Source organism: Streptomyces sp. NPDC041814 (assembly GCF_055590565.1).
In genome coordinates, this window is the sequence record NZ_JBVJAM010000005.1 from 23957 (window position 1) to 45948 (window position 21992).

A 21992-nucleotide genomic window follows, 5' to 3' on the forward strand; every position below is an offset into this window, starting at 1 on the left:
TCTCAGCCCGAGCAGGCCGTGCGCTGGGCCTCCTGCCACTCGCACACCGGGCACAGCGTGATCCCCTTGACCGACTCGGCGTACTCGGTCGGCTTCCGGCACAGCACGCACTCGGCGTACGGCGGTCCCTCGGCCCGCTCCGGCGTCCCGGCGGGCGGCGTCTCGCAGCAGGGCCTCGATTCCTCAGTCATGCTTACGAGCCTACTCAGCCCCGCACCGAGGTGAGCCGGCACACGAGCGCGAACACGGCGGCCGTCACGGCGGCGGCTCCGAGGAGGGGAAGCACCGGTACGTGGACCGTACCGGTCAGCGAGCCGGTGACCAGGCCCGTCACCGCGTACTTCGCGGGCGACCCGGCCGTGACGAGCGCCAGCAGCGCCACAAGCGCCGTCGCCGCGACGGACCAGCCGCGCCCGTGCAGCAGCGGCCGGCAGCACAGCGCCCCGGCCGCCGCGCCCAGCAGCACGCAGCACGCGGTGGCGAGGATCCCGGCGGCCCCGGCGGGCGGCAGGGGCACCCGCACCGCGTGGTCCGTACTGGCCGGGTCGCTGATCGCCAGGACCACGGCGGTGGCGGCCGTGCCCAGCAGCGCGGCGCCGCCCAGCCCGGTGAGCAGGGCCGCCAGATGGGCCCGGGGCTGCCCGCCCGCCGCAGCCGCGACGACCGCCCGGGCTGCGGGCGGCTCCTGGGTGACGCAGACGCGCACCAGCCAGGCGGTGACCGGGAGCATCCCGGCGGCGGTGTAGCCGAGGGAGTCGAGGACGGGCTGCCCTGAGCGGACGCCGACGGCGAGGAAGGCCAGGTAGAGCAGAACGGGGGCCAGCCAGCGCTGGGACCGTACGAGCAGGGCGGCCTGGTAGCGGATGAGCGCGGTCATGGCGCGGGGTTCCCGTCCGGGGTGGGTGAGCGGTGCGGCGCCGGTTCCGGTACGGGGCCGGGGCGCGTGCGGGTCTCATCGCCGCCCTCGCCCGCGCCGGTCCCCCGCACCGGCTCCACCCGCCCGATGTGCCACGCCGGCCGGGCCGACAGCAGCGCCGCGAGCAGCGCGTCGGAGTGCGTCGCCGGGACCGTGAGGCGGGCCGTTCCGTCGTCGGCCAGGGTGGACGCGGGAGCACCGGGCAGCCCGGACGGGAGCGGGGTCCCCGGCGGGGCCGTCGCCTCGATCCGTACCCGGGGCTCGGCGGGCGCGAGCGGGACGGCGGTGAGGCCCAGGCCCTCCACCCGGTACGCCGCGTCGGCCGCGCCCGCCAGCCGTCGCGGGTCGTGGTCGACGTAGACCACCGTCGCCCCGGCCGCGACGCGTTCCGCCACGGCCCGGTCCAGCACGTCGCGCGCCTCGGTGTCGAGGCCGGTCCACGCCTCGTCCAGCACCAGGAGCTCCGGTTCGGCGAGGAGCGCCTGGGCGACGGCGACCTTCTGGCTGGTGCCCTTGGAGAGTTCGGCGAGGGGCGTCCGGGCGTGCGCGGCGGCGCCGAACCGGGTGAGCCAGCGGTCCGCCCGCCGGGCCGCCTCGGCGGCGCCCAGCCCGTGGACGCGGCCGAGGTGGACGAGATATCCGGCGGCCGTGAACGGCAGGGCCGCCGGGAACCGCTCGGGAACGTACGCCGTGCGCGGCCGGCCCGTGATCCGGCCCTCGGAGGGCGCGTCGATCCGGGCCAGCAGCCGCAACAGGGTCGACTTGCCGGTGCCGTTGGCGCCCTCGACGCGGACGAGGGCGCGCGGGGGCAGGACGAGGTCGACCCCGCGCAGCACCCAGGGCCCGGTGAGGCCGTAGCGCCGGCCGGCTCCCCGCAGCCGCAGGACCTCCGTACCGGCGCTCAGTGGGAGGACGCCTTCTCGGGCTTCAGCTCGCTGGGCCGTACGATCACGAACCCCTGCCCTTCCAGGCGCAGTTGGACGGCCTCGCCCGAGCCGCCCCGGATCATCGAGCCGACGCTCTGCGAGCGGTGCAGCGAGGTGTTCAGCTGGGCGCTCCAGCCGACGACGGCGTCCGTGTCCACGAACACCGGCTGCTGTGGGGTGACGGGGATGACGATGGGGTACCCGTCGCACATCAGGCCCAGCTTGCCGTAGCCGGTGAAGACGCTGTTGAAGAGCCCGCCGCCGGCCATCCCGGCGCCCTTGACGGTCTTTATCTCGTACGAGAGCGACGCGTCGAAGCACAGGACGTTGCGGCCGTTGATGGTGAGGGCGTCGCCCTGCTCCATCTCCACGATGAAGCAGTTCGCGGCCTCGTGCGCGAACCATGCCTCGCCCTGGCCGCGCACGGCCATCAGCGGCAGCCCCTCGCCGGTGACCGCGCGCTTGAGCAGGCCGCCGATGCCCTGGCTCTTGTGCTCGAACTGGAGGTTCCCGCGGAAGGCGACCATCGATCCCTGGCGGGCGTGCATCTCCCCGTTCACCGCGTATTTGATGGATTTGGCGTTCTGCAGCGTCATCCCGGGGACGGTCGCCTGCTCCGCCATGTGCTCGCTGGAAAAGAGATCGCTCTTCATGGACGGCATCCTCGCCCGGAGCCCTCCATTCCGCCAAGAACGGTGTCCGGGGCGGCTGGCAGACTGGGCGGGTGAGCAGCAACGACATCCCCGCGTCCCCGTCCGCCGAGCCGGCCGCCGTGCCCGTGGACAGCCCTTTCCGGTCGGAGCGGACAAACCGGGACGAAGCACCTCAGTACGTACTGCCTCTGGTGGTGCACATCGAGAAGGCCGCGCCGCCGGCCCGCACCGACGCCCTGCGCACGGCCGCCCGCGCGGTGCTCGTGATGCTGTCCGACGAGCGGTCGGTGGGCGAGGGCGAGTGGGCCGGGGTGATGCGGGACTGGCAGGACGCCCGTATCCGCAAGGTGGTCCGGCGGGCCCGGGGCGCGGAGTGGCGCAAGGCGTCGGCCCTGCCCGGGATCACGGTGACGGGCGAGGAGGCGGAGGTGCGGGTCTTCCCGCCGGTGCCCCTGGACGGCTGGCCGAAGGAGCTGGCCAAGCTCCAGGTCTCCGGCACCGACCTGGACGACCCGGAGCCGCCTGCCGCGCCCGGCCCGGCGCACCCGGTGCTCTGGCTCAACCCGGACCTCGGCATGTCGGCCGGCAAGGAGATGGCGCAGGTCGGACACGGGGCGCAGCTCGCCTGGTGGGAGCTGTCGGAGACCGAGCGCAAGGCGTGGCGCGAGGCGGGCTTCCCGCTCTCGGTGGCGACGGCGGAGCCGGACCGCTGGGCGGAGCTGACGGTGAGCGGCCTGCCGGTCGTACGGGACGCGGGCTTCACGGAGATCGCCCCGGGCTCGTGCACGGTGGTCGCCGACCACCCGGCGCTGCGGCGTTGAGACCGGCGGAACCTCAAATGAAGCTCTGAACGTCCCCCCTTCCGGATTCAGGGCCGCGCTCGGGGGCCATCACCCCTGCACGAAGCGAGGGGGAAGCACCATGGGGGACGGAATGCGGCTGGGCATCGGGATCGGCTGGCGGCCGGAGATCGCCGACGAGGTGGAGGCGCTGCCGGGGATCGACTGGGTGGAGGCGGTCGCGGAGAACCTCTGCGCCGGCCATCTGCCGGACTCCCTGGTACGGCTGCGCGAGCGCGGGGTCACGGTGGTGCCGCACGGCGTCTCGCTGGGCCTCGGCGGCGCGGACCGTCCCGACCCCGGCAAGCTCGCGGACCTCGCCGCCCGGGCCACGCTGCTCGGCGCGCCGCTGGTGACCGAGCACATCGCCTTCGTACGGGCGGGCGGGGCACGCACCGGTTCGCCAGTGCTGGAGGCGGGGCACCTGCTGCCGGTACCGCGCACCCGGGCGGCGCTGGACGTGCTGTGCGAGAACGTGCGCATCGCGCAGGACGCGCTGCCGGTGCCGCTGGCGCTGGAGAACATCGCGGCGCTGGTCTCCTGGCCGGACGAGGAGCTGACCGAGGGGCAGTTCCTCGCGGAGCTGGTCGCGCGGACCGGGGTGCGGCTGCTGATCGACGTGGCCAACCTGCACACCAACCACGTGAACCGGGGCGAGGACCCGGCGACCGCGCTGGACGAGCTGCCGGTGGAGGCCATCGCGTACGTGCATGTGGCGGGCGGGGTCGAGAAGGACGGCGTGTGGCACGACACCCACGCCCACCCGGTGACCGCCCCGGTCCTCGACGTGCTGGCGGAGCTGCGGTCGCGGGTGGACCCGCCCGGGGTGCTGCTGGAGCGCGACGACGCGTTCCCGCCGCCCGGTGAGCTGGCGGGCGAGCTGGACGCGATCCGGGGGGTGCTGGAGAAGGGCGGGGACACCCCGGCGGCCCCTGCCGTCCCCGCGGCCCCGGCCGCTGCCGCCGGGTCCGTCGCGGAGTCCGTACGGAACGGTGTCGCTGTCGCGCAGACCGCGCTGCTGTCCGCCCTGGTCGCCGGGACGCCCGCGCCGGAGGGGTTCGACGCGGGCCGGCTCCGGGTGCAGAGCCGCGCCCTGGCCGCCAAGCGCGCGGACGTCGTGGCCAAGGTGGCGCCCGAGCTGCCGGAGATCCTGGGGAGCGGCTACCGGTCGGCGTTCCTCGCGTACGCCGGGGCGCGGCCCATGACGTCGGGGTACCGCCGCGACGCTCTGGACTTCGCCGAGCACCTGCTCATCGCGGGCCGCCCGGAGGATGAGGCGGCCCGGCGCCGGCTGACGCGGTGGTGGCGGGACCGGGCCGCGCCCCGGCCGCCCGGGCGCGCGACGCGGCTGGCCCGTGCGGCCCGCTCCGTGCTGGTGGGGCGGTGACGGGCATGGAGGGGATGCTCGTGTTGCTCACGCTCGCGGTGGTGACCTCGTCCACCGTGCTGATCTGCGGCCTGGCCCGCTCCCGCCGGGGGGTGGGCGGTCCGGCGCACGACCTGTCCGAGGTGGCGTTCCTGAACGGCGGGCCCGGGCGGGTGGTCGACACCGCGCTGGCCGCGATGCACGCGGATGGCAGGCTGGCCGTCGGCGGACCCGGCATCGTGGCCGTGCTCCGGCCGGTGGCGTACGACCCGGTGGAACGGGCGGTGCTGCACGAGCTGGCGGCCGCGCCGAGCGGGGCGCTGCCGACGCTGCGGGCGGCCGTGATGCGGCACCCGGCGGTGCAGGAGACCGGCGACGGTCTCGCCGACCGCGGGCTGCTGGCCGCGCCCCGCGCGAACGCCAAGTGGCGCGTCTGGGGCCTGTTGCAGATGCTGTTGTGTCTCGCGTCCGGGCCGGTCACCATCGGCCTGGCCATCGCCGAGTTCATGGCGGACGACGAGGGCTCCGGCTGGGCGTACCCGTTCGCGGTGGCGATGATCCCTGCCGTCGTCGTCGGCTTCGTGTCCGGGGTGGTCTGCGCGGCGGTGGCCCGGTCCCGGATCACCCGGGCGGGGCGCAGGGCGGCGGCGGAGTTCGGGGCCGCGCACGCCCACCGGACCGATCCGGGGTTCCTGGTGGCGACCCGGGGGCTGCGCGGCGTCCCGGACCCGGAGCTGCGGACGCAGCTGATCGCGGCGGCCCGGACCCGGCCCACCGCGTCCTCGTACACCGCGCACGGCTCCTCGGCCCTGCTGGTCGCGCCGGCCGTGTGGTGTGCGGGGGCGAGTCCGGGCGGCGGCTGCGGCAGTTCGTCGGGCAGCAGCTGCGGCGGAAGCGGCGGCTCCGGCTGCGGGGGCGGCGGGTCGGGCTGTGGCGGCGGCAGCAGCTGCGGGGGCGGCGGATCGAGCTGCGGCGGCGGTTCCAGCTGCGGTGGCGGTTCCAGCTGCGGTGGCGGGTCGAGCTGCGGCAGCAGTTCCTGAGACGGCTGTCCATTTAATGGACGAGCTATGGCGCCACGGGCTGCGCTGGCATAGAACACCGGCATGGTGCCGTTTCTGTTGCTGCTGGTCGCGTGGGGTGCGGCGGGTCTTTCCTGCGCCCGGCTCTGCCTCGCGGGAGCCCGCGCCGCACGGCGGCCCGTCGGCGCGGCCGATCGGCGGGGACGGCAACTCACGCTGTACGAGGCGGCGTTCCTGGCGGGCGGGCCGGGCCGGGTCGCCGATCTGGCGCTGGTCTCCATGCATCTGCGGCGCCGGCTGCTGCTGGCCCACACCGGATGGGCGACGGTCGTGGACCCCGAGGGCCGCGACGACGTGGAGCGCACGGTGATCCGGGCCATAGGGCCGGAGGGCCAGTCGCCGATAGCGCCGGTGCGCGCGTCGGCCGCGGCCGCCGATGCCGTGCGCGCGGTGGCCGACCGGCTCGTGGCGGCCGGTCTGGCGGTCCCGCGCGGGGCGGACGTCGCCTCGGCGGTGCGGGCGGTACGCGGTGCGGCGCTGCTGGTGGCCGCGCTGGGCGCCGCCGCCCTGCTCGCGCCCGGCGGCGGGGGCACGGCCCCGACGCAGGTGTGGTTCGCGGTGCCGCTCGCGCTGACCCTGGGGTGCCTGGCCATAGCCCGGGTCGAGGCGCACCCCTACCGTTCCTGGGCCTCCCCGGACGGGCAGCGGCTGCTGGCGGCGTGCGCGGTGCCGGGGGACGGCGCGACGGGCGACACGCTGGTGACGGTCGCGGTGCGCGGGGTGGACGCGGTGGACGACCCGGCGCTGCGGGCGGCGCTGACGGGCCGGTCGGGCGTACGGAAGCTGCTGGGCAGCCGCGAATGACAAACGGTGCGGCGCGCGGGAAGCGCGCCGCACCGCTGAGCCGAACCCGGTGTCGCTGGACCAGCGGGCGGCACCAGGTGCCGTGTGCCCGCCGTCTGATCTTCCGGGTTGGGGTGGTCACAAGCCCGTTCGCTAGGCGAGCCCGGCCACCAGGTCCGCGACCGACTTGCGCCGGCCGGTGAAGAAGGGGACCTCCTCGCGGACGTGCATCCGCGCCTCGGAGGCCCTGAGGTGCCGCATCAGGTCCACGATGCGGTACAGCTCGTCCGCCTCGAAGGCCAGCATCCACTCGTAGTCGCCGAGCGAGAACGAGGCGACGGTGTTGGCGCGCACGTCGGGGTAGCCCCGGGCCATCTTGCCGTGGTCGGCGAGCATGCGGCGGCGGTCCTCGTCGGGCAGCAGGTACCAGTCGTACGAGCGCACGAAGGGGTAGACGCTGACGTAGTTGCGCGGCGTCTCGTCCGCGAGGAACGCCGGGATGTGCGACTTGTTGAACTCGGCGGGGCGGTGCAGCGCCATGTTCGACCAGACCGGCTCCAGGTGGCGGCCGAGCCGGGTGCGGCGGAAGAGGTTGTACGCCTCCTGGAGCTCGTCCGCGGTCTCCGCGTGCCACCAGATCATGAGGTCGGCGTCCGCGCGCAGGCCCGAGACGTCGTACGTGCCGCGGATGGTGATGTCCTTCGCGGCGAGCTGGTCGAACAGCTCCTGGACCTCACCGGAGACGGCCGCGCGGTCCGTGTCGGCGGGCAGGACGTCGCGCAGCTTGAAGACGGACCACAGCGTGTAGCGGATGACGTCGTTGAGGTCCTTGGCCTTCTTGCCGGCGTTCGGAACCTTGCTTGATGTCGCAGTCTCAGGAGCACTCATACGGCTATTGTCCCGCCTCGCTCCGAGTGCCCTGAACCAGGGTCGGCGTGGCGATGATCTCTCCGCCGGCATCCCCGCCGAGATCCCCGGCGATCTCGTCCGCCGCGCGGTGGGCGCTCGCCACGCAGGCTGGGATGCCGACGCCGTCGTAGACCGCGCCGCACACCCGCAGCGCGGGCAGCTTGGCGACCTCGTCGCGGATGCGGGCGACCCGCGTCAGGTGGCCCACCGGGTACTGGGGCAGGCCGCCGATCCACCGGGTGACCTGGGTCCCCACCGGCCGGGCGGTGAGCCCGGTGGCGGCGGCGAGGTCGCGCAGAGAGATGCCGACGAGCTCGCCGTCCTCGCGGTGCAGGTGCTCCTCCTCGCCGTACCGGCCGACGGAGGTCCGCAGCACGAACAGGTCCGGGGCCGCGTCGGCGACCCACTGCCACTTGTGCGTCGAGAAGGTGGCGGCCTTGATGGTCTGCCCGTCGACCGGCGGAACGAGGAAGCCGGAGCGCCCGTCGAAGGCCGCCCCGGTCACGTCGGAACGCCGGAACGCCATCGTGACCAGCGCCATCGACGCGTACTCGACGCCCGCCAGTTCGGCCGACGCCCCCGGTGACTCGGCGGCGAGCAGCGTGGCGGCGGACCAGGCGGGGACGGCGAGGACGATGCCGTCGGCGGAGACGACCCCGGTGTCCGTGCGGACGTCCCAGCCGTCGGCGGTGCGGGTCAGCCCCAGCACGGGGGTCTCGGTGCGGATCTCGCCGCCCCCGGCGCGCACGGCGTCGGCGACGGCCCCCGGAAGGGTCCCGATGCCGCCCTCGATGCCCTGGAAGACGGGCCCGGTCTGCTGCCGGGCGGCGGCCCGCTCCTGGATCCGGGTGACCCCGTCGAGCAGGGAACCGCCTTCCCGGGCGGCCTCGAAGAGCTGCGGTACGGCGGCGCGCATCGAGATCCGGTAGGCGTCGCCCGCGTACACCCCGCCGAGCAGCGGCTCCACCAGCCGGTCCACGACCTCCCGGCCCAGCCGGTCCGCCACGTACGCGCCGACGGCGACGTCCTCGCCTACGGCCACCGGGGGCAGCTCGCGGTCCTCGGCGATCCGGGCGAGTCCCTCGGCCGACAGCACCTCGCCCAGGACGGACGGATCGCCCGGGACGCCCATCACATGGCCCTTGGGCATCGGGCGCAGCGCGTCGCGCGTCCACAGCGCGGCGGTGGCCGTGGCGGGCGGCTGGAGGCGGTCGTCGAGGCCCACGGCGCGGGCCAGGCCGACGGCCTCCGGGCGGCGGGCGAGCATGGATTCGGCGCCGAGGTCGACCTGGACGCCGGCGACCTCGCCGGTCATGAGCTTGCCGCCGAGCCGGACGGTCGCCTCCAGGACGGTGACCTTCAGCCCGGCGCCGACGAGCCGGTGGGCGGCCGCGAGTCCGGCGATGCCGCCGCCGATGACGACGACATGGCGGGGGGCCCGGTCCGCGCGGTGTGTGGATGGCTGCATGGCTCCACTCTCTCAAACCGGTCCGGGGCGCCGACCGTGACCGGTTCGCAACCGGATTTCCGGGTCCGTCCACACTCCCCGCCACGTCTCACCGCCGACATCAATCACCCGTCCTGGGGGGACAGTTATGCAAGGAACACCTTTCGCACGCACCGGCCGGCGCGTGTCCGGACCGGCTGCGGTACTGCTGGCAGCCGTGCTCGCGCTGAGCGGCTGCGGCGCGTCCGGCGACGATGCGAGCAGCGCCGCCGACCGGGGCGTCATCGGGCCGCAGCAGCAGAAGTCCGGTTCCGAGGCCGGCAAGGCCGGGGCACCGGCGGCCGACGCGGCGCGGCCGGAGCAGCGCAAGAACCCGAAACCGACCGCCATCCACGTCATCCGCACCGCATCGCTCTCCGTCGAGGTGAAGGACGCGTCGAAGGCGGCGGCGAACGCCCGGACGGCGGTCCAGGACGCGGGCGGGCTGGTCGAGAAGGAGACCACCGAGCGGATCGACGGCACCCGGGACTCCTCGCACCTCGTGCTGCGCGTACCGCAGGATTCGTACGACGAGGTGCTGCGGGACCTGTCGGGGGCGGGGAAGCTCGTCTCGCGTACGTCGGCGGCCAAGGACGTCACCGATGAGGTGGTCGACGTCGACAGCCGGATCGCCACCCAGCGGGCGAGCGTGGCCCGGGTCCGCAAGCTGATGGACCGGGCCGACAAGCTGGCCGATGTGGTCACCCTGGAGGGCGAACTGAGCAGCCGTCAGGCCGCGCTGGAGTCGCTGCTCGCCCAGCAGGCGTCGCTGAAGGACCGTACGACGCTGGCGACCGTCACGCTCCACCTGGTCGAACCGGAGACGACGGCCGGGGCGGCCGATGACGACCCGGGCTTCCCGGACGCCGTCGCCGGGGGCTGGCACGCCTTCCTGACGATGCTGCGGTGGCTGGCGATGGCGGTCGGCGCCGCGGCCCCGTTCCTCGCAGCGGCGGCCGTCCTGGCCGTGCTGTGGCGGCTGCTGCGCCGCCGCCGGGGTACGCAGGGCGGGTGAGTGGGCCACCGGTGCGGCCCGCGCCGTAGCGTGGGTGCTTTCGAAGACGCTTCGGAGGGACCTGCATGACTGCGGAACGACTGGTGATCATCGGAGGGGACGCGGCGGGGATGTCCGCCGCGTCCCAGGCCCGGCGGCTCAAGGGCCCGGACGAGCTGAGCATCACCGCCTTCGAACGGGGCCACTTCACCTCGTACTCCGCGTGCGGCATCCCGTACTGGGTCAGCGGCGACGTCACGGACCGGGACGACCTCATCGCCCGTACGCCCGAGGAGCACCGGGCCCGTGACATCGACCTGCGCACGCGCACCGAGATCACCGCGATCGACGTGGCGGGGCGCCGGGTGCGCGCCCTGGACCGGGAGTCCGGCGAGGCGTACTGGACCGGGTTCGACAAGCTGGTGATCGCCACCGGGGCCCGCCCGGTGCGCCCGGACCTGCCCGGCATGGACGCGGCCGGGGTGCACGGGGTGCAGACCCTGGACGACGGGCAGGCGCTGCTGGACACCCTGGAGCGGACGGAGGGCCGGCGCGCGGTCGTCGTCGGAGCGGGGTACATCGGCGTGGAGATGGCCGAGGCGATGCTCAAGCGGGGCTACGAGGTGACCGTCCTCAACCGCGGCGAGCAGCCGATGGCCACGCTCGACCCGGACATGGGGCGCCTGGTCCACGACGCGATGGACGGGCTCGGGATCACCACGGTGAACGGGGCGGAGGTCACCGGGATCAGGACCGGTCCGGACGGCCGGGTCGCCGAGGTCGTCACGGACGACGCGTCCTACCCGGCGGACGTGGTGGTGCTCGGCATCGGCGTCCGGCCGGAGACGGCCCTGGCCCGGGAGGCCGGACTGCCGCTCGGGCCGCACGGCGGGCTGCTCACCGATCTGGCGATGCGGGTCCAGGGCCACGAGAACATCTGGGCGGGCGGCGACTGCGTGGAGGTCCTGGACCTGGTCGCGGGCCACACCCGGCACATCGCGCTCGGCACGCACGCCAACAAGCACGGCCAGGTCATCGGCTCGAACGCCGGCGGCGGCTACGGCACGTTCCCCGGCGTGGTGGGTACGGCAGTGAGCAAGGTGTGCGACCTGGAGATCGCCCGGACCGGGCTGCGCGAGAAGGACGCCCGGGCGGTGGGCCTGCGGTACGTCACGGCCACGATCGAGTCGACCAGCCGGGCGGGCTACTACCCGGACGCGCGGCCGATGACGGTGAAGATGCTCGCGGAGTACCGCACGGGCCGGCTGCTCGGCGTGCAGATCGTGGGCCGCGAGGGCGCCGGGAAGCGGGTCGACGTGGCGGCGGTGGCGCTGACCGCCCGGATGACCGTGGAACAGATGACCGCCCTGGACCTGGGCTACGCCCCGCCGTTCTCACCCGTCTGGGACCCGGTCCTGGTGGCGGCCCGCAAGACCGTGTCGGTACTGCGGAAGGCGGGCACCGACTGAGCGGCGCCCGCCTCCGCGCCGGTTCAGCGGGCGGTGCTGGTGTGGACGTACTCGACGAGGCGGGAGAGCGCGTCCGGGTCCATGTTCGGCATGACGCCGTGGCCCAGGTTGAAGATGTGGCCCTCCAGGCCGGCGGCCGCGTCCAGCACCTCCCGGGTCTTGGCCTCCACCGCGGAGGTCGGCGCGAACAGCACCGCCGGGTCGAGGTTGCCCTGGAGCGCCTTGCCGGGGCCGACGCGGCGCGCGGCCTCGTCCAGCGGCACCCGCCAGTCGACGCCGACGACGTCCGCCCCGGCCTCGCCCATCAGGCCGAGCAGTTCGCCGGTGCCGACGCCGAAGTGGATGCGGGGGACGTCGTACGCGGCGACGGCGTCGAAGACCTTCGCGGAGGCGGGCAGCACGGAGCGCCGGTAGTCGGCGGGGGCGAGGGCGCCGACCCAGGAGTCGAAGAGCTGGACGGCCGAGGCGCCGGCCTCGATCTGGACCTTGAGGAAGGCGCCGGTGATCTCGGCGAGCCGGTCGAGCAGGTCGGCCCAGAGCTCCGGGTCGCCGTACATCATGGCCTTGGTGTGCTCGTGGTTGCGGGACGGCCCGCCCTCCACGAGGTAGCTCGCGAGCGTGAACGGCGCGCCCGCGAAGCCGATCAGCGGGGTCTCCCCCAGCTCGGCGGTGAGCAGCCGGACGGCCTCGGTGACGTACGGGACGTCCTCGGGGGTCAGGTCACGCAGCCGGGCGAGGTCGGCGCGGGTGCGGACCGGCTCGGCGATGACCGGGCCGACACCGGGCTTGATGTCGAGGTCGATGCCGATCGCCTTGAGCGGGACGACGATGTCGCTGTAGTAGACGGCGGCGTCGACCTTGTGGCGGCGGACGGGCTGCATCGTGATCTCGGCGACGAGCTCCGGCATCGTGCAGGACTCGAGCATCGGGATGCCTTCGCGCACCTTCAGGTACTCGGGCAGCGAGCGTCCCGCCTGGCGCATGAACCAGACCGGCGTGTGCGGGACCGGCTCGCGCCGGCACGCCTTGAGGAACGCCGAGTCGTACGTGGCGGAAGTCTTCGTCTGCTGCCCGGAGGGGCGGTCGTTGGCACTCACGCACAGAATCTTCGCACGCGCCGGAAACGAGCCCGGCCCCGCACGGGTGTCCTTCCGCGCACGGAGCTCCCGTTCCGCCTACTCTTCCCCGCATGGCTGCGGCTCAGGGACACATCTCCGGTCAATCCGATGGCGCTGACGGCACGGACGGCGCGGAGGGTGGTGCCGTACCGTCCGCGTTCCGTTCGGCGGTGGACGCGCTGCGCGCGGCGCGGCTGCGTCCCGAGCTGGAGGTGGAACCGACCCGGCCACCGAAGCGGCTCGCCCCGCACGCGTACGCGCTGGAGGCGGCGGTGGTCGACGGCGACGACGACCTCGCCGACGGCCGCCTCGTCCTGCTGCACGACCCGGCAGGCCACGAGGCGTGGCAGGGCGCCTTCCGGCTGGTGACGCTGGTCCGCGCCGAGCTGGAGCCGGAGATGGCCGCCGATCCACTGCTCCCCGAGGTCTGCTGGTCCTGGCTGACCGGCGCGCTGGAGGCCCGCGGCCTGTTCTACGGGGAGGCGGGCGGCACGGTCACCATGGCGGGCTCGCACTACTTCGGCGCGCTGGAGACCCGGCGCCCCGCGACGCAGATCGAGATCCGGGCCTCCTGGACCCCGCGCGAGGGCCTGGGCGGGGCACCGGACGCGGCGGCCCATCTGGTCGCCTGGGGCGACCTGCTCTGCCAGATCGCGGGCCTGCCGCCGTCCGGCCCTCTGGACGCGGCGGTGGTCACGCTCCCACAGCGCCGGGGGCCGCAGACGCCGTAGCGGCGGCCGGGTTCTGAACGGGCGGGGCGGCCTTCGGGCCGCCCCGTTTTCCGTGCCGCTGCGTCGGACGATCTCCGTGACGGCGCGTCATACGATCACTTTCAGCCAGAGGAAAACGCTCTCAGGAATCGATCGAGAACCCCATTTGCCCGAATTGTTACTCAACAAATCGTGATCTTCCCCTAAAGGAGCAGGGGTCTGCTGCCGAAGGAGTCAATGACCCTTCAAGCACGGTTCGCCCCGGCTTCATCCCCGAGCCGGCCCGTCCCGCCACTCCCCAGGAGGCCTGGTGTCCGTTCTCCTCGAGCAGCCCGCAAGCCTGGTCGCCTACCGCCCGAACAAGCCGACGGCCATGGTCGTCGTGGCCGACCCGCGCGTCCGTTCCACCGTGACCCGCCATCTGTGGGCCCTCGGAGTTCGTGACGTCATCGAGGCGTCGTCCATCGCGGAGGCCCGTCCCCGCGTCGGCAACCCGCGCGACATCTGCGTAGCCGACGTCCACCTGCCCGACGGTTCCGGGCTGACCCTGCTGTCCGAAACCCGAGCCGCCGGCTGGCCCAACGGTCTCGCCCTGTCCGCCGCCGACGACATCGGCGCCGTGCGCAACGCCCTCGCGGGCGGCGTCAAGGGCTACGTCGTCACCGGCACCCGTACCAACATCGGCCACCCGGCCCGTCCCGGCGTCGCCCCCATCGGCGCCACCGCCGCCCGGATGCACCGTCGGCCCCCCGGCACCCCGAGCCACCCGGGCGGCTACCGCGAACTGTCCGGCCGCGAGGTGGAGGTCCTGCGGCTCGTCGCCGAGGGCCAGTCGAACAAGGCCATCGGTGTCTCCATGGGGCTGTCCGCCCTGACCGTGAAGAGCCACCTCGCCCGCATCGCCCGCAAGCTGGGCACCGGCGACCGCGCCGGCATGGTCGCGGTGGCCCTGCGGACGGGCATCATCCACTGATTCCCCGCCCCGGCCGGTGCACGGCGTACGGAACCGGCTGGATTACGTGCATCGGCGCCTACCGACGGAACGTTCCGTCGGCAGGCGCCGCGCACACACAGATACCCTTGACACGTGACCGACGCCCAAGAGACCGCAGCAGACACATCACTGCGAACCACCGGGGGCGCTCCCCCGGACGACGTCGCCCCGGCGCCGATCCCCTTGCTCGAACCGCGCGAGGGCATTCCGCCGGTGGTGGCGTCCGACGACGCCCTGGCCGGGGTGATCGCCGCATTCGCCGCGGGCTCGGGCCCGGTGGCCGTCGACGCCGAGCGGGCGTCCGGCTACCGCTACGGCCAGCGCGCCTACCTCGTCCAGTTGCGCCGCGACGGGGCGGGCAGCGCGCTCGTGGACCCCGTGGGCTGCCCCGACCTGTCCGCGCTCGGCGAGGCCCTGCACGGCACCGAGTGGATCCTGCACGCGGCGACCCAGGACCTGCCCTGCCTGCGCGAGATAGGGATGACGCCGACCGGGCTCTTCGACACCGAGCTGGCCGGACGGCTGGCCGGCTTCCCGCGCGTCGGCCTCGGTGCCATGGTCGAGAACGTCCTCGGCTACTCACTGGAGAAGGGCCACTCCGCCGTCGACTGGTCCACCCGCCCGCTGCCCGAGCCCTGGCTGCGCTACGCCGCGCTCGACGTCGAGCTCCTCATCGACCTGCGCAACGCGCTGGAGGACGAGCTCGACCGGCAGGGCAAGCTGGAGTGGGCCCAGGAGGAGTTCTCCGCCATCGCCTCGGCTCCGCCCGCTCCCCCGCGCCAGGACCCGTGGCGCCGCACCTCCGGGATGCACAAGGTCCGCCGCCGCCGCCAGATGGCGGTCGTCCGGGAGCTGTGGAACGCCCGGGACCAGATCGCCCGGCGACGCGACGTCTCGCCCGGCAAGGTGCTCGGGGACGCGGCGATCATCGAGGCCGCGCTCGCCCTTCCGGTGAACACGCAGGCGCTGACCGCCCTCACCGGCTTCGGTCCGCGCATGGGCCGGCGCCAGCTGGAGCAGTGGCAGGCCGCCGTGGACCGGGCCAAGGCGCTGCCCGACACGGAGCTGCCGCAGCCCGGCCAGGCCCTCGCCGGCCCGCCGCCGCCGCGCGCCTGGGCCGACAAGGACCCGGCCGCCGCCGCCCGGCTCTCGGCGGCCCGCGCCGCGGTCTCCGCGCTGGCGGAGCGGCTGCACCTGCCGCAGGAGAACCTGATCACGCCGGACACGGTGCGCCGGGTGTGCTGGGAGCCGCCGAAGAACCCGACGCCGGAGACGGTGGAGTCCGCGCTCGCCGGGTACGGCGCGCGGCACTGGCAGATCGAGCAGGTGGCGCCGCTGCTGTACCGGGCGCTGACGCAGCCCTCGTAACGGCACGCGGCCCTCGCAACGGCACGGGACGGGGCGTGATCACGCCGACTTCCGTGCGCTCCGGCACGCGGCACGAATGGCCCGGACGGACTCGAAAACGAGTCCGTCCGGGCCATTCGCCGTGTGCGGAGGGGTGCTCTCCGGGCAGTTTCCGCGTGTGACCTTCGCCGCTCCGGCCACAGGGGGTGGGCAGTCTGGTTACCCGCAAGTAGCATGACCGGAGCGGCGTGCCTCCGGGCGCGCCCCGCAGCAGTGCCATCCCGCACCCTGGAGGAGAGCCATCGTGCCTCGTACCATCCGGGACGTCGTCTTCGTAGACGGCGTCCGCACCCCGTTCGGCAAGGCGGGCCCGAAGGGCATCTACCACGAGACCCGCGCCGACGATCTCGTCGTGAAGGCCATCCGGGAGCTGCTGCGCCGCAACCCGGACCTGGACCCCAAGAAGATCGACGAGGTCGCCATCGCCGCGACCACGCAGATCGGCGACCAGGGCCTGACCCTCGGCCGTACCGCCGGCATCCTGGCCGGTCTGCCGCAGTCCGTCCCGGGCTACTCCATCGACCGCATGTGCGCGGGCGCCCTGACCGCCGTCACCTCGACGGCCGGCTCCATCGCCTTCGGCGCGTACGACGTCGTCGTCGCCGGCGGTGTCGAGCACATGGGCCGCCACCCGATGGGCGAGGGCGTCGACCCGAACCCGCGGTTCGTGTCGGAGAAGCTGGTCGACGAGTCCGCCCTGTTCATGGGCATGACCGCGGAGAACCTGCACGACCGGTACCCCACGATCACCAAGGAGCGCGCCGACGCCTACGCGGTGCGGTCCCAGGAGAAGGCCGCCAAGGCGTACGCCAACGGCAAGATCCAGCAGGACCTGGTGCCCGTCTCGGTGCGCCGCACCAACGCGGAGGCCGGTGAGACCGGCTGGGGCCTGGTCACCGCCGACGAGCCGATGCGCCCGGGCACCACGATGGAGTCCCTGGCCAACCTGAAGACCCCGTTCCGCGCCCACGGCCGCGTCACGGCCGGTAACGCCGCGGGCCTCAACGACGGCGCCACCGCCTCGCTGCTCGCCGCCGAGGACGTCGCCCGCGAGCTGGGCCTCCCCGTCAAGATGCGCCTCGTCTCCTACGCCTTCGCCGGCGTCGAGCCGGAGGTCATGGGCTACGGGCCGATCCCGGCCACCGAGAAGGCCCTCGCCCAGGCCGGTCTGTCCATCTCGGACATCGGTCTCTTCGAGATCAACGAGGCGTTCGCCGTACAGGTGCTGGCGTTCCTGGAGCACTACGGCATCGCCGACGACGACGCCCGGGTCAACCAGTACGGCGGCGCGATCGCCTACGGCCACCCGCTGGCCTCCTCCGGTGTCCGGCTGATGACGCAGCTGGCCCGCCAGTTCGAGGAGCACCCCGAGGTCCGCTACGGCCTCACGACCATGTGCGTGGGCTTCGGCATGGGCGCGACGGTCGTCTGGGAGAACCCGCACTTCGAGAACGCCGGAGGCGACAAGTGAGCACCACCACCGAGCTTCTGAAGGGTGCGGCCGAGCTGTTCCCGGGCGAGGTCGTCACCCAGGCGCACGTACGCCACCTGGACCTGCCGGCCGGTGCGGGGCGCTTCGCCCTCATCACGCTGGACAACGGCCTGGACCACACCAAGCCGACCACCTTCGGACCGCAGTCGCTGGCGAACCTCGACGCCGCGATCGACCAGGTCGAGAAGGAGGCCGCCGACGGCGCGATCACCGGCGTCGGCATCACCGGCAAGCCGTTCATCTTCGCGGTCGGCGCCGACCTCAAGGGCGTCGAGCTGCTCAAGGAGCACCAGGACGCGCTGGCCATCGGCAAGGGCGGCCACGACGTCTTCCGCCGGCTGTCCGGCCTCGCGGTGCCCACCTTCGCGTACTACAACGGCGCGGCGATGGGCGGCGGTGTCGAGGTCGGGCTGCACTGCTCGTACCGCACCGTCTCCAAGGCGCTGCCGGCGTTCTCGCTGCCCGAGGTCTTCCTCGGTCTGGTCCCCGGCTGGGGCGGCTGCGTGCTGCTGCCGAACCTGATCGGCGCCGACCGCGCGGTCTCGGTGATCATCGAGAACTCGCTGAACCAGAACCGCCAGCTCAAGGGCAAGCAGGTCTTCGAGCTCGGCATCGCGGACGCGCTCTTCGAGGGCGCGGACTTCCTGGAGCGGTCCCTCGTCTGGACCGCGGGCGTGCTCAACGGCACGGTCACCGTCGAGCGCCCCGAGATCGACCGCGGGGACGCCTGGGACCAGGCCGTGGCGCGCGGCCGGGCCATCGCCGACTCCAAGGTGCACGGCGCGGCCCCGGCCGCGTACCGCGCCCTGGAGATCGTCGCCGCGGCCAAGGACGGCGACCTGTCCGCCGGCTTCGACCGCGAGGACCAGGCCCTGGCGGACCTGATCATGGGCGGCGAGCTGCGGTCCGGGATCTACTCCTTCAACCTGGTCCAGAAGCGCGCCAAGCGCCCGGCCGGGGCCCCGGACAAGAACCTGGCGCGCCCGGTCACCAAGGTCGGCGTGGTGGGCGCGGGCCTGATGGCCAGCCAGCTCGCCCTGCTCTTCCTGCGCCGCCTTGAGGTGCCGGTCGTGCTGACCGACATCGACCAGGAGCGCGTCGACAAGGGTGTGGGCTACGTCCACGCCGAGATCGAGAAGCTGCTCGGCAAGGGCCGCATCAACCAGGACAAGGCCAACCGCCTCAAGGCCCTGGTCTCCGGTGTGCTGGACAAGGCGGAGGGCTTCTCCGACGCCGACTTCATCATCGAGGCCGTCTTCGAGGAGATCGGCGTCAAGCAGCAGGTGTTCGCGGAGGTCGAGGCGGTCGCCCCGGCGCACGCGATCCTCGCCACCAACACCTCGTCCCTCTCGGTCACCGAGATGGCGTCGAAGCTGAAGAACCCCGAGCGGGTCGTCGGCTTCCACTTCTTCAACCCGGTCGCGATCCTCCCGCTCCTGGAGATCGTGCGCGGCGAGAAGACCGACGACGCCTCGCTGGCCACCGCCTTCGGTGTGGCCCGCAAGCTGAAGAAGACCGCGGTGCTGGTGAAGGACGCCCCGGCGTTCGTCGTCAACCGCATCCTCACCCGCTTCATGGGCGAGATCCAGAACGTCATCGACGAGGGCACCCCCGTCGAGACCGCGGAGAAGGCCATCGAGCCGCTCGGCCTGCCGATGTCCCCGCTGGTGCTCCTGGAGCTCGTCGGTCCGGCGATCGGCCTGCACGTCTCCGAGACCCTGAACCGCGCCTTCCCGGAGCGCTTCACCGTCTCCGAGAACCTGGCGGCGGTCGTCAAGGCCGGCAAGCGCGGCTTCTACGTGTACGACACGGGCGCCCCGGTCCTCGACCCCGAGGTCGCCGCCCTCCTCAAGCAGGGCGACACCGTCCTGACCGAGCAGCAGGTCCGCGACCGCGTCCTGGACGCGGTGGCCCAGGAGATCGGCCTGATGCTGGACGAGGGCGTCGTGGCCGAGGCCCAGGACATCGACCTCTGCCTGATCACGGGCGCCGGCTGGCCCTTCCACCTGGGCGGCATCACGCCGTACCTGGACCGCGAGGGCGTCTCGGAGCGCGTGAACGGGAAGAAGTTCCTGGCGGCGGGCGTGGCGAGCGTTCCGGCGTAACGCGTTCGCTCTGTTACGCGGACGGGCCGTACGGATGTCGTTTCCGTACGGCCCGTCCGCGTAACGGGCGGCTCCCGCGCGTCCGCCTAGGCCGCCACGACGACCAGTGCGTCGGCCACCGCCCGCTCGCTCACGCTCGCACCGTCCGCCCCCCTGGGGCGGTTGCGCAGCTGCCCCAGCACGACCATCGTCGTGGAACCGCCGCCGTCGAGGTTCAGGGCGTCGTGGGCGCGCCACGTACGCATCAGCTCAGCCGCCTCGGCCATGGTCACACCGATGCTGACGCCGGGGTCACGGCCGTCGACCGTCATGAGCAGGAGGGTCCCGTCGCGGGTGAACCCCGCCAGGGTCCGGGGGTGGCGCTGGGAGAGCGCGGTCGGGGAGAGCCCGTTCGCCTTGATGTTGATGTCGACGCGGCCCTCGCGCAACAGCCGGGGCCCGGCCTGGAGCACGGTCAGGTCCTTCCCCGACAGCCGCCGACCCGCGCTGTCGTAGACCTGCGACGTGATGCGCAGGACGGTATCCGGCAGGGCGTGGCGGCGCAGCCAGGCCCCGGCGGCGCCGGTCCCCTGCAGGACGCGGCCGCCGGCCGGCACGGGTCCTCCGGCCGGTGTGCGGAGACGGAGCACGCGGCCCCCGCCGGCGAGGACGGCTTCGACGGTTCCGGCCGGCGCACGGGCCGCCTCGGGGCCCCACTGCGGTGTGAACAGCACCAGTTCATCGGGGTCGGTGCAGAGCTTGTTGTGAGCGGGGGCGGTGGACCGCTGCCCCTGGCGGACGTCGCCTCCCACTCCGCCGCATCCGACGATCCGGCCGGGCATCCGGTTGACGCCGTCGATCAGCCGCGCCGCACCGTCCTCGGCCACCACGCGGCTCACCGAGCGGGCTTCGGTGATGCGTCCGGGGACGCCGTCCTCCCCCAGAACCAGGGCGGTACGTCCGTTCGCCGCCTCGCTGAGCAGTGCGTTGTTCTCGACGTACAGCCCGAGCGGGTCCCCGTCGTAGCCGCTGAAGACCGCACTGGTGCGGATGTCGAAGAAGGAACCGTTCACGGCGGCGACCGCCCCGGCCCGCTTCGCCATGGACCGCACTGTCTCCGCCGAGTCCAGGCGGGCACCGTGCACCGCGCCCAGCTTGACCGGCGCGTCCGGCGCGACGGACAGCACCTGGTGGCGCACGGGGCCGGCCGGGAGCCGGACCGTGTGCTCCTCGTACCGGACGCCGGGAGGGAGGGGGAGCCGGCGGGCGGGGGGTCGGAGCCTCCGCGTGTCCGCCGTGCTGCAACCGCCCAGGGCCAAGCCGCCGGCCGCGGTCAGGAACAGACGACGCCTCATCCCGGGAGGGCGCCGGGGAGCAGCCCGGGGTTCCTGCCGATGTCCCCCGCGTACACGGTCACCTCGGACCAGTTGCGGTGGCCCCGCGCGTTCTCGTAGCAGACGGAGAAGCGGTCGTAGCCGGCCGCTCCGGGCACTCCGGTGTAGGTGATGCTGCCGTCCGGCGCCGCGGTCACCGTGCCCGCCTGTGGGATGCCCACACCGACCACGCGGAAGCCCGCCTCGGCAGCGTCGCGGTCGGGACCGATGACGGCGTAGCCTCCGGCCGGGATGGACAGGCTGCGGCCGGGCACCCAGGCACGGCGTACCCGGAAGCCCGCTTCGGTGATCTGCGCGGACGAGACCAATTTCTCGCCCGCGTACGACATCACGCCGACGCACACCTTGGGGAGCAGGACCGCACCCTCGGGGGCGTCGTCGTTCACCGTGAGGACGGCGGTCACCGCCCGGGGCTCGTCTCCACTCGCGTACGTCGCGAACCGGCCGTTGGGGAGGTGCCCGAGCCCTTGCAGCCGAGCCATGGTGGCGTGCTCGGCCACGATGTCGTCGAAGATGTAGCCGTACGCGCGGTAGGGGCCGCCCGCGGGCAGGATCTGCAGATGCAGGGCAATGTCCTGGCCCGGCACCACGGGGACCTCGGGGTCCGCGTCGGCGTGGAGTTCCATGAGCGCCGAGACTCCCGTGCGCTCCGGGTGCGCGACCTGGATACGGGCGAGCAGATACCAGTCACTCATTCGACGACCTCCAAGGTCCGGGCCCGCACCAGTTCGCCGAAGACGTCGTCATCCGGCCACTCCACGCTGTCGGGCGAGAAGCGGGGACGTTCCAGGTTCTCGAAGTGATGCGCTTCAAGCATCGAGCGGTCCCGGAGTTCACGGGCGATGAAGCGCGCGCACTCGATCGCTCCGCCGACGCGCAGGTGCGTGTTGTCGGCCACGCCCTCGGGGTAGTTGGGGTGCTCCCCCGGGGCGAGGTAGAGAAAAATCTTCCGCGTGCCGTCCGGACCGGCCTCACGCCACCGGCGCACGCTCCACTCGTTCAGGTCGATCAGCGGTACGGATTTGTCCGCCGCGACCTCCCTCATGGCCGGTGGGTACATCCCGAGCAGCGGCCGCAGGTTGCCCTGCGCGTCGAAAACCCTGCGCTCGTGGCTGGTCACGAGGACCGGGTGGGCGCCGCGGTCGCGCACCGCGTCCACACACTGGCTCAGGCGGACCTGGTAGTCACGGAACGGCTCGGTGTGCCGGCCCTTGTCGGGCTTCATGTCGATCAGCCCGAACGACAACAGGACCAGGTCGTCCGGCCGGGCCTCCCTCAGCAGCCAGGCCATCCTGCCGCGTTCCATGAAGCTGCGTGAACTCGCTCCGGCCCGTGCACAGTTGACGATCCCGACGGAGGGAATGAAGAGGGGC

At 73.5% G+C, this 21992-nt stretch carries 21 protein-coding genes; 11 read left to right on the forward strand and 10 right to left on the reverse strand.

The window, feature by feature from the left end:
* Positions 1-2: 2 nt before the first annotated feature.
* The 4 genes from ACZ6C6_RS14910 to ACZ6C6_RS14925 form a co-directional block, all read right to left on the reverse strand.
* Entirely contained in the window at positions 3-191 is a 189-nt protein-coding gene (locus ACZ6C6_RS14910; protein WP_469202772.1) for a hypothetical protein, read from the reverse strand.
* Positions 192-205: 14 nt separating this feature from the next.
* The gene (locus tag ACZ6C6_RS14915; protein WP_469202774.1) at positions 206-877 is read right to left on the reverse strand and encodes an ABC transporter; all 672 of its coding nucleotides are present in this window, start codon (positions 875-877) and stop codon (positions 206-208) included.
* On the reverse strand, positions 874-1752 hold the full coding sequence (locus ACZ6C6_RS14920) for an ABC transporter ATP-binding protein (RefSeq protein ID WP_469202776.1): 879 nt from the start codon (positions 1750-1752) through the stop codon (positions 874-876). Before ACZ6C6_RS14920 ends, ACZ6C6_RS14915 begins: the two co-directional genes overlap by 4 nt.
* Before the next feature lie 65 nt (positions 1753-1817).
* Positions 1818-2495 (reverse strand): AIM24 family protein, encoded by a 678-nt coding sequence (locus ACZ6C6_RS14925; RefSeq protein ID WP_469202777.1) that lies wholly within the window; start codon positions 2493-2495, stop codon positions 1818-1820.
* Positions 2496-2566: 71 nt separating this feature from the next.
* Here ACZ6C6_RS14925 and ACZ6C6_RS14930 point away from each other — a divergent pair, with 71 nt between their 5' ends.
* The 4 genes from ACZ6C6_RS14930 to ACZ6C6_RS14945 all read left to right on the forward strand — a co-directional run bounded on the left by ACZ6C6_RS14930 (position 2567) and on the right by ACZ6C6_RS14945 (position 6583).
* The gene (locus tag ACZ6C6_RS14930) at positions 2567-3316 is read left to right on the forward strand and encodes a peptidyl-tRNA hydrolase (protein ID WP_469202779.1); all 750 of its coding nucleotides are present in this window, start codon (positions 2567-2569) and stop codon (positions 3314-3316) included.
* 112 nt (positions 3317-3428) lie between these two features.
* Positions 3429-4721, forward strand: coding sequence for an MbnB/TglH/ChrH family RiPP precursor modification enzyme (locus ACZ6C6_RS14935; protein ID WP_469203326.1), 1293 nt, complete (start codon positions 3429-3431; stop codon positions 4719-4721).
* Positions 4722-4726: 5 nt separating this feature from the next.
* Positions 4727-5740 (forward strand): TIGR04222 domain-containing membrane protein, encoded by a 1014-nt coding sequence (locus ACZ6C6_RS14940; protein ID WP_469202781.1) that lies wholly within the window; start codon positions 4727-4729, stop codon positions 5738-5740.
* A gap of 63 nt (positions 5741-5803) precedes the next feature.
* Positions 5804-6583 carry a TIGR04222 domain-containing membrane protein gene (locus ACZ6C6_RS14945; protein ID WP_469202783.1) on the forward strand — a complete coding sequence of 260 codons (780 nt, stop codon included), beginning with the start codon at positions 5804-5806 and terminating at the stop codon, positions 6581-6583.
* Between the two features lie 132 nt (positions 6584-6715).
* Here ACZ6C6_RS14945 and hemQ read toward each other — a convergent pair whose 3' ends face one another.
* Positions 6716-7450, reverse strand: coding sequence for a hydrogen peroxide-dependent heme synthase (hemQ, locus tag ACZ6C6_RS14950; RefSeq protein WP_469202785.1), 735 nt, complete (start codon positions 7448-7450; stop codon positions 6716-6718).
* 4 nt (positions 7451-7454) lie between these two features.
* Positions 7455-8939, reverse strand: coding sequence for a protoporphyrinogen oxidase (gene hemG / locus ACZ6C6_RS14955; protein ID WP_469202786.1), 1485 nt, complete (start codon positions 8937-8939; stop codon positions 7455-7457).
* A 127-nt stretch (positions 8940-9066) separates the two neighbouring features.
* Between hemG and ACZ6C6_RS14960 the strand changes: the two genes are divergently transcribed.
* Together ACZ6C6_RS14960 and ACZ6C6_RS14965 are read left to right on the forward strand one after the other, a co-directional pair.
* On the forward strand, positions 9067-9972 hold the full coding sequence (locus tag ACZ6C6_RS14960) for a DUF4349 domain-containing protein (protein ID WP_469202788.1): 906 nt from the start codon (positions 9067-9069) through the stop codon (positions 9970-9972).
* Positions 9973-10037: 65 nt separating this feature from the next.
* A complete protein-coding gene (locus ACZ6C6_RS14965; protein ID WP_469202790.1) occupies positions 10038-11420 on the forward strand; it encodes an FAD-dependent oxidoreductase in 1383 nt (460 codons plus the stop codon).
* 23 nt (positions 11421-11443) lie between these two features.
* Here ACZ6C6_RS14965 and hemE read toward each other — a convergent pair whose 3' ends face one another.
* Entirely contained in the window at positions 11444-12517 is a 1074-nt protein-coding gene (gene hemE, locus ACZ6C6_RS14970) for a uroporphyrinogen decarboxylase (protein WP_469202792.1), read from the reverse strand.
* 92 nt (positions 12518-12609) lie between these two features.
* Between hemE and ACZ6C6_RS14975 the strand changes: the two genes are divergently transcribed.
* The 5 genes from ACZ6C6_RS14975 to ACZ6C6_RS14995 all read left to right on the forward strand — a co-directional run bounded on the left by ACZ6C6_RS14975 (position 12610) and on the right by ACZ6C6_RS14995 (position 19246).
* Positions 12610-13269, forward strand: coding sequence for a DUF3000 domain-containing protein (locus ACZ6C6_RS14975; RefSeq protein WP_365683290.1), 660 nt, complete (start codon positions 12610-12612; stop codon positions 13267-13269).
* Positions 13270-13558: 289 nt separating this feature from the next.
* Positions 13559-14221 carry a helix-turn-helix transcriptional regulator gene (locus tag ACZ6C6_RS14980; RefSeq protein ID WP_018100712.1) on the forward strand — a complete coding sequence of 221 codons (663 nt, stop codon included), beginning with the start codon at positions 13559-13561 and terminating at the stop codon, positions 14219-14221.
* Positions 14222-14335: 114 nt separating this feature from the next.
* Positions 14336-15610 carry an HRDC domain-containing protein gene (locus tag ACZ6C6_RS14985; protein WP_469202795.1) on the forward strand — a complete coding sequence of 425 codons (1275 nt, stop codon included), beginning with the start codon at positions 14336-14338 and terminating at the stop codon, positions 15608-15610.
* A 283-nt stretch (positions 15611-15893) separates the two neighbouring features.
* Entirely contained in the window at positions 15894-17120 is a 1227-nt protein-coding gene (locus tag ACZ6C6_RS14990; protein WP_073966137.1) for a thiolase family protein, read from the forward strand.
* Positions 17117-19246, forward strand: a complete 2130-nt coding sequence (locus ACZ6C6_RS14995; RefSeq protein WP_469202797.1) for a 3-hydroxyacyl-CoA dehydrogenase NAD-binding domain-containing protein — start codon at positions 17117-17119, stop codon at positions 19244-19246. The genes ACZ6C6_RS14990 and ACZ6C6_RS14995 overlap by 4 nt, the downstream gene beginning before the upstream one ends.
* Before the next feature lie 86 nt (positions 19247-19332).
* On the opposite strand, the gene ACZ6C6_RS15000 is transcribed toward ACZ6C6_RS14995, so the two are convergent.
* From ACZ6C6_RS15000 to ACZ6C6_RS15010, 3 genes are read right to left on the reverse strand one after another with little or no spacing between them, the layout of a single operon-like run.
* A complete protein-coding gene (locus ACZ6C6_RS15000; protein ID WP_469202799.1) occupies positions 19333-20580 on the reverse strand; it encodes a phosphodiester glycosidase family protein in 1248 nt (415 codons plus the stop codon).
* On the reverse strand, positions 20577-21314 hold the full coding sequence (locus ACZ6C6_RS15005; protein WP_469202801.1) for an Ig-like domain-containing protein: 738 nt from the start codon (positions 21312-21314) through the stop codon (positions 20577-20579). The genes ACZ6C6_RS15000 and ACZ6C6_RS15005 overlap by 4 nt, the downstream gene beginning before the upstream one ends.
* The gene (locus ACZ6C6_RS15010) at positions 21311-21925 is read right to left on the reverse strand and encodes a GDSL-type esterase/lipase family protein (protein ID WP_469202803.1); all 615 of its coding nucleotides are present in this window, start codon (positions 21923-21925) and stop codon (positions 21311-21313) included. Before ACZ6C6_RS15010 ends, ACZ6C6_RS15005 begins: the two co-directional genes overlap by 4 nt.
* Positions 21926-21992: the final 67 nt, after the last annotated feature.